General features: G+C 58.5%; 17 protein-coding genes. 9 read left to right on the top strand and 8 right to left on the bottom strand.

Annotation, left to right across the window (positions count from 1 at the left end; translation table 11 throughout):
• Positions 1–88: 88 nt before the first annotated feature.
• The gene (locus ASD75_RS09305) at positions 89–526 is read left to right on the top strand and encodes a MarR family winged helix-turn-helix transcriptional regulator (RefSeq protein WP_056744993.1); all 438 of its coding nucleotides are present in this window, start codon (positions 89–91) and stop codon (positions 524–526) included.
• Between the two features lie 323 nt (positions 527–849).
• Here the strand turns inward: ASD75_RS09305 and ASD75_RS09310 are convergent, their stop codons facing one another.
• The 6 genes from ASD75_RS09310 to ASD75_RS09335 form a co-directional block, all read right to left on the bottom strand.
• Entirely contained in the window at positions 850–1,143 is a 294-nt protein-coding gene (locus ASD75_RS09310; RefSeq protein ID WP_056744995.1) for a hypothetical protein, read from the bottom strand.
• Between the two features lie 78 nt (positions 1,144–1,221).
• Positions 1,222–1,563: a copper-binding protein gene (locus ASD75_RS09315; RefSeq protein WP_056744997.1), complete on the bottom strand. Its 342-nt coding sequence runs from the start codon at positions 1,561–1,563 to the stop codon at positions 1,222–1,224.
• A 37-nt stretch (positions 1,564–1,600) separates the two neighbouring features.
• Positions 1,601–2,086, bottom strand: a complete 486-nt coding sequence (locus ASD75_RS09320; protein WP_056744999.1) for a plastocyanin/azurin family copper-binding protein — start codon at positions 2,084–2,086, stop codon at positions 1,601–1,603.
• A 36-nt stretch (positions 2,087–2,122) separates the two neighbouring features.
• Positions 2,123–3,535, bottom strand: a complete 1,413-nt coding sequence (locus ASD75_RS09325) for a multicopper oxidase family protein (protein WP_056745001.1) — start codon at positions 3,533–3,535, stop codon at positions 2,123–2,125.
• A 20-nt stretch (positions 3,536–3,555) separates the two neighbouring features.
• Complete coding sequence (locus ASD75_RS09330) at positions 3,556–4,971, bottom strand: TolC family protein (RefSeq protein ID WP_369817472.1); 1,416 nt, start codon at positions 4,969–4,971, stop codon at positions 3,556–3,558.
• A 14-nt stretch (positions 4,972–4,985) separates the two neighbouring features.
• Positions 4,986–5,195, bottom strand: a complete 210-nt coding sequence (locus ASD75_RS09335; protein WP_233559558.1) for a hypothetical protein — start codon at positions 5,193–5,195, stop codon at positions 4,986–4,988.
• Between the two features lie 253 nt (positions 5,196–5,448).
• Here ASD75_RS09335 and ASD75_RS09340 point away from each other — a divergent pair, with 253 nt between their 5' ends.
• The 5 genes from ASD75_RS09340 (at position 5,449) to ASD75_RS09360 (ending at position 10,081) form a co-directional block, all read left to right on the top strand.
• Positions 5,449–6,135, top strand: a complete 687-nt coding sequence (locus ASD75_RS09340) for a heavy metal response regulator transcription factor (RefSeq protein ID WP_055401381.1) — start codon at positions 5,449–5,451, stop codon at positions 6,133–6,135.
• Entirely contained in the window at positions 6,132–7,538 is a 1,407-nt protein-coding gene (locus ASD75_RS09345) for a heavy metal sensor histidine kinase (RefSeq protein ID WP_056745005.1), read from the top strand. Before ASD75_RS09340 ends, ASD75_RS09345 begins: the two co-directional genes overlap by 4 nt.
• Positions 7,531–8,793, top strand: a complete 1,263-nt coding sequence (locus ASD75_RS09350) for a hypothetical protein (protein ID WP_056745007.1) — start codon at positions 7,531–7,533, stop codon at positions 8,791–8,793. Before ASD75_RS09345 ends, ASD75_RS09350 begins: the two co-directional genes overlap by 8 nt.
• A gap of 244 nt (positions 8,794–9,037) precedes the next feature.
• The gene (fliE, locus tag ASD75_RS09355) at positions 9,038–9,346 is read left to right on the top strand and encodes a flagellar hook-basal body complex protein FliE (protein ID WP_056745009.1); all 309 of its coding nucleotides are present in this window, start codon (positions 9,038–9,040) and stop codon (positions 9,344–9,346) included.
• 114 nt (positions 9,347–9,460) lie between these two features.
• Entirely contained in the window at positions 9,461–10,081 is a 621-nt protein-coding gene (locus ASD75_RS09360; RefSeq protein ID WP_008904064.1) for a class I SAM-dependent methyltransferase, read from the top strand.
• A 116-nt stretch (positions 10,082–10,197) separates the two neighbouring features.
• Here ASD75_RS09360 and ASD75_RS09365 read toward each other — a convergent pair whose 3' ends face one another.
• Positions 10,198–10,722: a DUF4148 domain-containing protein gene (locus ASD75_RS09365; protein WP_008904063.1), complete on the bottom strand. Its 525-nt coding sequence runs from the start codon at positions 10,720–10,722 to the stop codon at positions 10,198–10,200.
• 96 nt (positions 10,723–10,818) lie between these two features.
• Positions 10,819–11,190, bottom strand: coding sequence for a hypothetical protein (locus tag ASD75_RS09370; protein WP_082486177.1), 372 nt, complete (start codon positions 11,188–11,190; stop codon positions 10,819–10,821).
• A gap of 291 nt (positions 11,191–11,481) precedes the next feature.
• Here ASD75_RS09370 and ASD75_RS23685 point away from each other — a divergent pair, with 291 nt between their 5' ends.
• From ASD75_RS23685 to ASD75_RS09380, 3 genes are all read left to right on the top strand, one after another.
• The gene (locus ASD75_RS23685) at positions 11,482–11,709 is read left to right on the top strand and encodes a hypothetical protein (protein WP_156400986.1); all 228 of its coding nucleotides are present in this window, start codon (positions 11,482–11,484) and stop codon (positions 11,707–11,709) included.
• A 279-nt stretch (positions 11,710–11,988) separates the two neighbouring features.
• A complete protein-coding gene (locus ASD75_RS09375; protein WP_015012978.1) occupies positions 11,989–12,399 on the top strand; it encodes a four-helix bundle copper-binding protein in 411 nt (136 codons plus the stop codon).
• 29 nt (positions 12,400–12,428) lie between these two features.
• Positions 12,429–12,842: a DUF305 domain-containing protein gene (locus tag ASD75_RS09380; protein ID WP_235511585.1), complete on the top strand. Its 414-nt coding sequence runs from the start codon at positions 12,429–12,431 to the stop codon at positions 12,840–12,842.
• Positions 12,843–12,883: the final 41 nt, after the last annotated feature.

A 12,883-nucleotide genomic window follows, 5' to 3' on the forward strand; every position in this document is an offset into this window, starting at 1 on the left:
ATGGTCTGCCAGCTGCAGGGGTGCAGTAGGGAAGTTGGTCATACTACAAAAACCCGAGCTTTGCACTATTCGTCGAACACATACCAATATGACAACTGTCAATTCGGGAAATCTACTGCGCGAGGTTGCTCGCTTGCTCGCACGGGCGCAAAGTGTGGTGGCTGATTGCAACAGTACAGCGAACGACCAATGCTATTTGCTCGCCGAACTGGGGCGCTCCGGAACGCTTGCGATGACAGAACTGGGCAGGCGCGTCAGGCGTGAAAAGAGCTGGGTCTCGCGCTCTGTGGAAGCACTGGCTGCCCGTGGCCTGGTCGTCAAGGAGCCCAATCCCGGCGATTCTCGGACGTGTCTAGTCAGGCTCACCGACGAGGGATTGCAGTCAGTCAATGACTGCAACGCCGCCCTCGATGCCCACGCAGCGCAGTTGCTCGCCTGCCTGGGTGAGCGGGACCGCGCCGCTGTCGAGAGATCACTTCTGATTTTATTGAAGGTAATGAGACAAGATCAGTTCGCAAGCTACTGAATTGTGCACTGCATTCAAAGGTGTCAGATGGAGGGCACCAACCGTGACAGATGCGGCGAGCGTTCCTCGGACCGGGTGTCACAGCGGCAGAGGGTCCTAAATTAATGGCCCATGAGCGTGCCGCACATCTGTTCGTCCGGTAGTAAATCGACCATCCGCAATTCGTCGACGTTGCAGGGGAAGGCACGGGCTACGGTCAACATGACCGGCGGCGATGCAGCGCGCTGAACTCGACATCGATGGCGTGAAGTCTCCATCGGTTTTTGCCACGATTGCGGCTAGCCGCGCTTGGCCAGGCCACGCTTGTGGCCCACCGGTTTGCATTACTTTGGCGTGGAACCCGGAGTGGCTTCCTTGTGCGGCATGGCTTCACGCGCATTGGCCTTTTCTTGACCGCGAGATTCGGCTTTGCTGGTGTCAGCAAGGCCAGAGCCTTCGCCTCGCGCTGTACTGCCATCCTTGGTCCGCTTCACAGCGGTCGCAGGACGGGCTTTCTTGTGATCCTCTCCATGGGCTTGCGCCTTGGAGTTGGTATAGGGCGTGGCCTCTTGGGTGTCGCCAGCCGCAAACGCGGACGATGCGGCAGTCAGGGCGAGGGCAATAAGGAGAGTTTTCATGATTTTTCCTTGGTGGTTCGACGTGCGGAACTGAAGAGCGCCCCCACGTAGTGAGGACGCTACAGGGCGGCCCTTGGATTACTTGGCAGGCTCGATGGCGGTGACGACCATCTTTCCGCTCTCGTTGATCACCATGAAGCGGATCTTGTCACCGACCTGCGCTTTGTCGAGCAGGGCCTTGTCCTTGACGGTAAACACCATGGTCATCCCTGGCATCTCCAGGTGCTTGATATCACCGTGCTTGATGGTGATCTTTCCCGCGTCCTTGTCGATCTTGCGCACTTCTCCATCGGTCATGGAGGCTGCAGCCATGGCGGCTGGCTTGCCTGCGTCTCCAGCGGCCTGCGCTGTGGCCGACAGCGGCATGAGAGCGGTCAGCGACAACATGGCGCCGATCAAAAGAGTGTTTGCGTTTTTCATATGAAATCCTTGCTCAGTTGCGGAGAGAAATATCTGCTTACTTCTTGACCACAGTGACCTGGCCCTTCATGCCAGCGTCGTAGTGGCCCGGATAAAGGCAGGCAAACTTGACTTCACCCGCCTTTGTGAACTGCCAGATGATTTCGCCCTGCTTTCCCGGGGCCAACGACACCTTGCTGGGTTCGTCATGCTCCATCTCCGGGAACTTCTTCATCGTCTCGTAGTGCTCCTTGAGTTCGGCATCGGTGCCCAGGCTGAACTCGTGTTTGACCTGGCCACTGTTCTTGATCACGAACTTGACCGTTTCTCCCTGTTTGACGGAAATCGCGGCGGGTGTGAAGCGCATGGTGTCAGCCATGTCCACGTTGATCGTGCGGGTCACCTTGGCGGCCTTGCCGGGTTGACCAATGGCTGAGTCCTCGCTTCCGTGGCCGTGACCGCCGCTGTGGGTACCGCCCGCAAAGCTGTTGAAAGACAAAGCCACTAGGGTTGAGGCTGCGATCAGAGAAAAAGTGCGTTTCATGATTTACCTTGGGTTGTGATTGAGGAACAAAGACGATCAGTGGCCGCTGTGCGAGGACGGCTTTTTGACCTTGACGACGGTGTCCGAGCTGGGCTTCTTTTCGAGAGGCATCGATTGACCACCCTCGGCCTTGAAGCGAGCAGGCTCAGCCATCGGTCCGGTGTACTCGTAGGCCACCGTGCCCTCCGGGTTCTTGTACCAACCCGGGTTTTTGTAGTCACCAGACTTCTGGTCGCGGCGCACCTTCAGGACACTGAACATGCCACCCATCTCAACCGACCCAAAGGGGCCTTCCCCCGTCATCATTGGGATGGTGTTGTCCGGAATGGGCATCTCCATCTCGGTCATGTCTGCCATGCCGCGTTCGCCCATGACCATGTAGTCGGGGATAAGGTTGTTGATCTTCTTGGCCACGCCCCGGTGGTCCACGCCAATCATGGTGGGAATGTCGTGACCCATTGCATTCATCGTGTGGTGGCTCTTGTGGCAGTGGAATGCCCAGTCGCCTTCTTCGTCCGCCAGGAACTCGATCTGGCGCATCTGGCCCACGGCCACGTCGGTGGTCACTTCATAGAGTCGGGTGCTTTTGGGTGTAGGACCACCATCCGTGCCCGTCACCAAAAACTCGTGACCATGCAAATGCATCGGGTGGTTGGTCATGGTGAGGTTGCCGATGCGAATGCGCACCTTGTCGTTGAGCCGGACGTTCAAGGAATCGATGCCAGGAAAGATGCGGCTGTTCCATGTCCACAGATTGAAGTTCAGCATTTCCGCAACCTTGGGGGTCGCGGCGCCGGGTTCAATGTCATAGGCGCTTAGAAGGAAACAAAAGTCACGATTGACCTCATCGATAAGCGGATGTTTGGTCTTGGGATGCGTGATCCAAAAGCCCATCATGCCCATGGCCATCTGAGTCATCTCATCGGCGTGAGGGTGGTACATGAAGGTGCCGGGGCGGCGCGCAACGAACTCGTAAACGAAGGTTTTTCCGGACTGGATCGCTGGCTGGTTCAAGCCCGCAACCCCGTCCATGCCATTGGGCAAACGTTGCCCGTGCCAGTGGATGCTGGTGTGCTCGGGCAGCTTGTTGGTCACAAAAATGCGGACGCGGTCGCCTTCCACCACCTCGATGGTGGGGCCCGGGCTCTGGCCGTTGTATCCCCACAGGTGGGCCTTGAAGCCAGGGGCCATTTCGCGCACCACCGGTTCTGCCACCAGGTGGAACTCCTTGACCCCCTGGTTCATGCGCCAGGGCAGCGTCCAGCCGTTGAGCGTGACTACCGGGTTGTAGGGGCGCCCGGAGTTAGGTACCAGAGGTGCCATGGTGTCCGCGCTGGTCTGGAACACTGGCTCAGGCAGAGCGGCCATCGCCACCCGGCTCACACTCGCTGCCGCCACGGCCCCACCGGCAATGCCAGCAAACCGGAAAAAATCTCTTCTTGAATTCATGTTTGGTTTCCTTGAGGGGATCAGTGGCCTGCGCCAGCTTCGGCAGCGGCTGCGCCACCGCCCGAGACGCCAGTGCTGGTTGGCTTGCCAATGAGGGAGGCCTGGAGGGCCGCGTCCGCTAGCCAGAACTGTTGTTCAGCGTTCAGAGCCGCCATTACCGAGTTCACCTGGTCGCGGGAGTCGGCAAGTAGTTCAAAGACGCTGATCAGCATCCCGTTGTAGCGAAGCTGGTTTTCTTCAGAGATGCTCTTACGCAGCGGGATCACTTCGTCGCGGTGGTGGCGCGCGATGTCGTATGCCGTGCGATAGGCTGAGTAGCTTTCGCGCAGGTTGGATCCCGCCGCGCGGGCGGTAGCTTCCAGGCGGTTGGCCGCAGCCAGGGTCTGCGCGCTCATGGCGTCGCGCCGCATACCTCCCCAATCAAAAATGGGCAACTGCAGGCTGATCTCAAAGCCTCGTCGCGTTGAGTGGGTGTTCTCGGCCGCATCGAAGACAGAGTCGCGCCGTACTCCCAGTTCAATGTCCGTGAAGGTCGTGATCGTGTTCCAGCCTTGCGCGCGTGCGGCTGCGTCGTAATCGGCCTTCGCGATCTGCAGATCCAGCCGACCCTTCGAAGCCTGACGGCCAGCGTCCGATGGAGACAGCGGCTCCTTGGGAAGTGTGGGAAGGCGTTCAGGCAACTTGAGCTGTTGGGCTTGGCTATCGTCCAGGCCTAGCAGCCGCACCAGCTCCTCACGGGCTGCCGTGACCTGGTGCTGCGCACTGGCCAGCTGGGTCGCAGTGTCGGCGTAGAACGCTTGCTGGCGCACACGATCGAGCTTGTTGAAATTGCCCACTGCCTGCATGCGCTTGGCCAACTCAGCGCTGGCTTGAGCACTTGCGACGACCTGTTGGGTGTATGCCAGTGTCTGTTGCGCGGCGACAGCCCGGACCCAGGCCTGACGTACCTGCGTGACTTGGTCCACTACGTCGCTGCTCAGGCGCAACTGGGTCTGCTTGATGCGCTGCTCGGCGATGCCTTTGCGTGTCGGCAAGGTCAGCAGGTCCAGCAGGCCGAAGGACAGGATGCGGCCGATCTCCGTCTCGCTGCCCAGGCGAACGCGCTCCAGGCTCAGAATGGGGTTGGCAATGCGACCCGACTGGGCTGCCGTAGAAGAATCTGCCCAGTTTTGAGCCACGATGGCTTGCAGGGACGGGCTATTGACCAGAGCGAGTTGAACGGCATCCTGTTGACTGAGCGGTTTGGCCAACAAGTCCGAGGCGCGTTGGCGCAAGGCCTCTTGCTCATTCCGGTCCCGGGCCAACGTGAGTTTGCCGTCGGTGAAACTGTTTGCCGCCGCGTTGGCGCTGGAGAGGTTTTGCTCCAGATTCACGCTGGCGCAGCCAGACAATACCGCAACTGCGGCCACGGCGATCACGATCTTGGCGCGGGGCATTTGCACTGGTCGGCTCATTGTTTGCCCCCGTGGTGTGCGTCATGGCCTTGGGCTGGTTGGTCCTGGCCCGCTGCGGGTGCGGACTGGCGCATTTCCTTGGCATAGGCCCGCCATCCTCCGATTTCACCCACCTTGTCGTTGGCGGCCTTCCACGGCTGGACTGATTGCTCCTTGTAGACCTCATAGCCCGCGAGAGCTGATCGGTACGAAAGTTGGTAGTCCACCTTTGGGGGGGCATCGTCCGGCATCTGAGCAAGTGCCAGCGAAGGTGCCAGCAATGCTGCGGCCAGCCAAGGGATTGAGTTAAGTCGTGAAAGCCAAGAATTTCTCATAGATTCACCATGCGTTTTGATGCAACGCATTGTGTGAGTTATTGGCTTCCAAAGACATAACGGATTGATTACATATTTGTCATGTTCAAGAAAGGCATAAATCTCCGGGCACACTGACGACCTCTTGTAGCGCCAAGGAGGTCTCGTGAAGATACTGATCGTTGAGGACGAAATCAAAACCGGGGAATACCTGCGCCAAGGCTTGCGTGAAGCGGGATTCAACGCTGATCTGGTTCACAACGGTGTCGATGGCCTGCGTCTGGTTCAAGAGGAGGATTACGATCTCGTGATCCTGGATGTGATGCTTCCTCGGATGGACGGCTGGCAGGTCCTCACCAATATGCGTCGTCGAGGCCTTGAGATGCCCGTGTTATTTCTCACGGCAAAGGACCAGGTTCAGGATCGCGTCAAAGGCCTAGAGTTGGGCGCAGACGACTATCTGGTCAAGCCGTTTTCTTTTGCCGAATTGCTGGCAAGGGCACGGACCATACTGAGGCGCGGCCGCAGTGGCGCCGAGGTGACTATTCTGCAGGTGGCAGATCTTGAACTGGACCTTCTGCGGCGTCGAGTCAGCAGGTCCGGCAAACGCATCGACCTCACACCCAAGGAATTCGGGCTGCTGGAGCTGCTGATGCGTCGCCAAGGGGAGGTTTTGCCTCGCTCTCTGATCGCGTCGCAGGTGTGGGACATGAATTTCGACAGCGATTCCAACGTGGTCGAGGTGGCAATGCGCAGGCTTCGGGCCAAAATTGACGATGCCTATGACGCCAAGCTGATTCAGACGGTGCGAGGCATGGGTTATGTGCTTGAGGCACCCCAGGAGAATGTGTGATAGCTCGGTACTCGCTCACGACACGACTGACAGTCTTTTTTACGCTGGCTTCCGGGCTCGTGCTTGTTGGCCTGGGGACACTTGTTGCCATTTCCATTGACCGGCATTTTGTGGAACTCGACCGCGATGCTCTGCGCGACAAAATTCACCTCACACGTGAGGTGATAGGAAAATCCACGTCACCGCAGGACCTCAAAATTCGGCTGGACGACGTTTTGCACAGCCACGAGGGCCTTTTTGTCAGCGTTTTCTGTGACAAGGACCCGCTTTACGCGACCACGGGTTTCCAGTTTCCACAGGACCTCATCGCCCAAACCCAGAAAGCCCGCTTGGGGGTCGCATCCTGGCAGACCAATGACCGCGAGTACCGAGGGATGTCCGAATCCGTATCGATGCCGGGCGCCTCTCAAGCACCGCTCCAGATTTGGGTCGCGTTGGACATCGCACACCACAAGCATTTCATGCAAGGCCTGATTCGGGTGCTCGTGGGTTACGTGGCATTGGCAACGCTGGTGGCTGGGATCCTGGGCTGGTGGGCTGCAAAGAATGGCTTGGCGCCCCTTCGGACAATGCGGTCTCGCGCGATGGCGATCACGGCGCAGCGGCTGGACGATCGGATGCCAACTCAGGAGTTTCCGGTGGAGATGGCAGACTTGGCTACAACCCTCAACGAGATGCTCCGGCGCTTGAAAGAGGAGTTTGATCGCTTGTCCGAGTTTTCTTCGGATCTGGCCCACGAGTTGCGTACGCCGATCAACAACCTGATGACGCAGACACAGGTCACGCTCAGCCAGCCTCGCTCCTGCGGGGAGTATCAGGACATACTGGCCTCTAACGCCGAGGAGTACCAGCGTCTGGCCCGCATGGTGGCGGATATGTTGTTCCTGGCGAAAGCCGACCACGGACTCATTCTTCCCAGTACGGAAAAAATTGCTGTCCACGACGAAGCACAGGCCCTGTTTGACTTCTACGAGGCCCTTGCCGAAGAAAAGCAGGTCGGTCTGCAGCTTATTGGGGCGGCAGAGATCACTGGCGATCGGTTGATGCTGCGCCGGGCGCTGAGCAATCTCCTGTCCAACGCCATTCGCTATACCCCCCCTGGAGAACAGGTGGTCGTTGACATTCAAGGGGACGTTCACGGAACCACCGTGGATGTAGTCAACACTGGACCTTCCATCGACGCGCAGATGATCCCCCGCCTTTTCGACCGCTTCTTTCGGGCAGACAAGTCGCGCAAGCAACTGGACTCCGACGGTGCGGGCTTGGGCTTGTCTATCACCCAGGCGATTGTTCATGCGCACCGAGGCCGCATCTCTGTGAGTTCGGCCGATGGCAGGACTTGTTTTTCGATGTATTTCCCCAGTGCTCAGAACATTGGCAAGCGCCTCACAACAGATGCATGACCCCCTGGCCACCCTCATTGACTGCTGGAAGGCAGATCCCAGCAGCACCTACAACACCTGGTTCCTGTGGGATCAGCGGATCAAAAACTTCCGCTCTATTCGCCGAGGCATTACGCAAGTGGTGGAGGACATCCGAGCGGGAACGTTTGGCAACGCCTACCGAGGATCCTCGTTAGAGACAATCGTTGGCTCCGTGGCGGAGCAGCGCCAGATCTTCAAGGGTGCGGACCACGCGTTCCTCTGGAAACCCAAGCTGCGCATTCCGGACATCTACGAGAACCCGAGCAACCAGCGCGCTTTTGCGGACCTCCTGCACACCTGTGATCACTGCGACTGCGCAGAAGACGTAGTGGCCGCCATACAGCGCATTGATGCGATTGGCATCAAAGGCTTGGGCCCAGCAGTCGCCAACTTGCTGTATTTCATCCACCCAACGCTGGTCTCTCCCTTCAACACGGCCATCGTCAATGGGTTCAACGCGGTGACCGGGGGGCGCTTAAAGCTCGGGCGCTGGGACCACTATCTCTCCATGCGGGAGGGCTTGCTGCGCTTGAACGCGCAGTACCGGCTGAAACTATCGAACGATCTGGGCGCGATTGCAGGACTCATGTTTGACATTGGCAGTGGCCGATATGCAGCACCGCTACAAGCAATGGATGCAGCGGCGGCAGCTCTCTGGCAAGAAGACCTTGAGCGTGTGCGGCAGGAATCTACCGCATTGCAACGGGAACTGTCCCAAGCGACCGAGAGCGATGCGACCCACACGGGTGTCCAGGCTTCGCTGCGCGACCTGGGCAAGGCCCTCGGCTTTGAGGTCTGGATAGCGTCCAACGACCGGGGCCGCGCCCATGGCGGGGGGCTGCTGGGAGATGGATGCATGGCGCAGTTGCCCGCCAGCCTGGACCGAGGACTGGAGTCTGTGCGACTGATCGATGTTGTATGGGTTGATCCCCAGACCTCGCAATTCGCCGCTGCATTCGAAGTCGAACACACCACGTCCATCTATTCGGGCATCGTACGCATGCTCGATCTGGCCTTGGGCACGCCGGTTGCAGGCAACTGTGCGCTGTTTCTGGTGGCTCCAGACAATCGCAGAGACAAGGTCGCTGAGCAACTTCAAAGGCCTGCCTTCTCCAGGGTGTCGGAGCTTGGAATCCGGTACTTGCCTTACAGCCAGCTGGAGCAGAACCATGCTTCCATGAGCCGCTTTGGGTCCAGCATCAAGCCGCTGCTAGAGATTTCGCAGCGGCTGTGAGCCACGGTTCATCGGCGCGGCGCGGTCCCTGTGGGTTTGGCTCCTTGGGCCCAGGGGGAGGCAATCCTCGGGGATGTCGGCAAGATGAAGTTCCTGTTATCCCAAACGCAGGGATTGAGGGGCAGAGGCTTGCGTCGCAAAAGTTACAGGTCAGGCGCCATTAGCTACGATGAACCATCACCTTGGTAGAGATCTCCGAGGCGGCACTTCGCAAATTCTTCGCCAAAACCAAGAAGCTCTCGACATGAACGTCACTACTAAGCCATTAGATGCTCTATCGCCAGTCGGCTTGTTGGGAAACTCTGTGCACAAAGCGCCGAGCATCCAGGAAGGCGGTTTTCTGGACGCGATGAAGCAGGCGCTGACAACCACCAGCCATTTGCAAAGTGAGTCGGGTCGGCTGAGTCGTGAGGTCACACTCGGCAATCCCACGGTCAGCTTGGAAGAAACGATGCTCGCCGGAGTCAAGTCGAACATTGCGTTTCAGGCTACCCTGCAAAGTCGTAACCGAATTGTTCAAGCCTACACCGATGTGATGAATATGCAGGTGTGACTTGCTCTGGGCAAAAGCCACGTAGTCGGAGCACAGATCGGCGCGGACGCTTCCCAGCGAAGTCGGCACATTCCTGCGAGAGCATAGACGCGCGTACTTTCATTGGAGATTTACATGCAGTCCAAAGATCATTGGGAGCAGGTCTACACGGCAAAGCCCACCTCTGGGGTGAGTTGGTTTCAGGAACACGCTCAGCAATCCACCCAGCTCATTCGGCAGACTTCAGTCGCCCGTGATGCGAGCATCATTGATATTGGAGGGGGTGCTTCAACTTTGGTCGATGATTTGCTTGATGAGGGGTACATGAAGGTCGCGGTTCTTGACTTGTCCGAGGCTGCTTTGTCGGCGTCACGGTCTCGACTGGGGGCGCGTGCGGACACCGTAACCTGGCTTGTGAGCGACATTACGCGCGTGGACCTTCCACGGCATGCCTACGACGTTTGGCATGACAGGGCCGTTTTTCATTTCCTTACCTCGTCGCACGAGCGGGAGGCCTACGTTCAGGCGGTTCTGCGCGCTGTCAAGCCCGGCGGTCACGTCATCGTGGCGACGTTTGCAGAAGACGGACCAGAGAGGTGCAGCGGTTTGCCCGTCATGCGCTACAGCGCCGACGGCTTGCACGCGCAATTCGGGGCCCCATTCACGCTCTTGCAGCAAGCGCGCGAAGAGCACCATACGCCACTCGGCACCGTCCAGAAGTTCATCTACTGTCTGTGCCGCAAAGAGCCGAGCTGAGGTTCGCATCGCGCCGATGCCTCCGATGCCCCTACAGACATATTTTCCTTGGGCCTATGGTTCGCTATGCAGGCGCTCTTGCCAGGCATCGACGTCCTCACGTGGACCGGACCGATTTAGAAGCGGGGAGCCTTGGTGGACTCATCCGATGTGACGGCGACGGCAGCATGCTGCGCTGCGTGGTATCGGTCCGGATAGATTTCGTTGAGTTTGCGGCCGTCTTCGCCCACAGCGACGACTTCGCCCTCGCGGATGGCACGTGCCAGCTCGCTCTTGACCTGGTCGCGTGTCTTCAGCGATTTGCTCGCCACGGTGGGATAGCGGCCTGACATCAGTTCATTGCGTTTGACCCCGAACTCGCCGGCCACCATGATGTCGCCTGTGCGGATAGCCTGCTCCAACTCGTCCCGCACTTGCTCCCGGGATTTGCCGACCTGAGTCGAAGTAGCCACGGGATAGGCGCCAGGATTGATCTGTTTGAGCGTAAGACCCGATTCGCCAAAGGCGAGCATGTCGCCGCTTCGCTGAGCCTGCGCCAATTCAGCCCGCACTTGTTCGCGCGTCTTGCTGACCGCTTGGTCCGAAGCAAATGCGGGGGCGGCGACGAGGGAAAGGACGATGAGGGTGGACTTGAGTTTCATGATGGGATTTCCTTGTTGAATAAATGATGGTGGTTTGAGTGCAACCGCAGGCCGGTCTTGAAGGGGCACACGATTGCAGGTAATCGTTGAGACAGCTCAGGGGAGTTGGCGGGCGTTGACCCAACCTGCCTCGCCGCCCAGGTCGCGCATGCCATCGCTGGTCACAGGGTTGCGCTTGGCGGCCTGCAACTCATCCAGAACTTGCTGGCGGGTCTTGGTGAGCTTGGGACCGGGGACGAGCGGATAGGTAGCGGGGTAGCCACGGCTGATCCAGTACAGCGAACCGTCCTTTTGAGCGGCCAGAACGGTGTTTTCGACAGCTTGGCGGCTGATCGCGTTGCCCAGGTGGTCGGGGGCCAGACTCACGCCTTCTTCCTGGCTTGGGCTTGCGTGGTACACCGAAGTGGCAAAGGACGCTGTAGCGGATGCAGCGAGGCTGGCGACTAGGATGGCGGTACGAACTTTCATGATGGTCTCCTGTGGCGCCGGATGCCCGATATGGTCCATCCAGGTGGCGTTTTTCTGCGCCACGTAGAGAAGTCTAGAAGCCGCACCCCTACGAAGCGGTGACCTTCCGATTACGATTTTGAAAGCCACAGGCCGCATGGGGGTTGCTGGCATGCTCTGAAGAGCGCATGAGCGAAGGATGGACCTTCGCTCGAAGGCGATTTCCTAAGGGCCTGCACTCTTCTTGACATTCACACAGGGACAAGGCCCAAGCTGCCAGTTTAGGCAAAAGCGACGCATGGAGGTGATGCTATGACCTACAAGATTGCTGATACCCGTCGACAGCTCAGCTACGCACTTTTGCGCGTTTTTGAGCAAGCGCGCGGGCAGCGGGAACCCGCTGTAGCCGATCTCGTGCTGTGTGCGCTTGAAGAACTTGCACGCAAAGACACCAACTGCCAGGGAACGCTTGATCGGGCGTACTTGCAATCGGTGGCTGTTGGCACGATTGTCGATGTCCCTACATCTTCATCAAGATGATTTTGCCGTACGCTTATGTTGCATTGATCACGCTCTTCATCGATGAACGTAGTGCGCTGCGCGGTCGTTGCCTCAGCAACTCAACTGTACGAGCAAACGACCGGCATACAGATATGAATAGCAACTGGCCGTTGCGGCGACCCTCGCGCGAATGTGATGCGTAAATTACAGCCCTGAAATCTCCTCGTAATCTATGGCGCATAACGACGGCAAATCGCTCGAAATCCGCGTCAATTGGCGATGCCAGCCTACAGCGCCGATTACCCCACGCGGCAAAAGATGGACGCTCCTCGCAGGCAACTGCGCAGGTTCTCGCTCATCTTTCGAGCTACTTATCAGGAGATTTTGATGAACCACACCCCGAACCAATATGTGTCTTGCATCGAGGCTTGCCAGTCGTGCGCCACGGCCTGCCATCAGTGCTTCGCAGCTTGTTTGAAAGAAGACGACGTGAAGATGATGGCACGCTGCATTGCCCTGGACGTCGACTGCGCAGCAGCGTGTAGCTTTGCGGCCGACGCCATGGCGCGCAATAGCGAGCATGCAGCTGCGATTTGCGCGCTGTGCGCTCAGATCTGCAAGGCCTGCGCCGATGAATGCGCCAGGCATGAGGCAGACCACTGCAAGGCCTGTGCGCAGGCTTGTCTCAAGTGCGCCCAAGAGTGCGACGCCATGGCGCGTGCGGCTTAATCCCGTTGCTTAACTCCTGGAGAGCATCTATGAAAACATTCCCAGCTTCTCACTCGCTGTCCGCCGCCGCTGTCATAGCTTGTGGCTTGTTGTCGCCTCTGGCACTGCATGCCCAGACCGCTCCCCACTCGGGCATGAAGGGCGCCGGTATGGATCAATCGATGCCTCACGGCAAGATGGACATGAAGGCAATGATGAAAGAGAACAACGACAAGATGGCATCCGTGCCAATGTCGGGCAACCCAGATGTGGATTTTGCCCAGATGATGCGGATTCACCACCAAGGTGCGATTGACATGGCTCAGGCCCTGCTGCGGGATGGCAAGGACCCAAAGATGCTCAAGATGGCCAAGGACATCGTTGCAGCGCAGAAAAAGGAAATCGCTGAACTGGATGCATTTCTGACCCGCAGCGGCAAGACACCGGCCGCTTCAGCCAAATAGCCCTATGTCTCTCACAGTCACTGCCTTGGGTGTTTGGATCA

Source organism: Acidovorax sp. Root568, from assembly GCF_001427445.1.
Taxonomy (GTDB): Bacteria; Pseudomonadota; Gammaproteobacteria; order Burkholderiales; family Burkholderiaceae_C; genus Acidovorax; species Acidovorax delafieldii.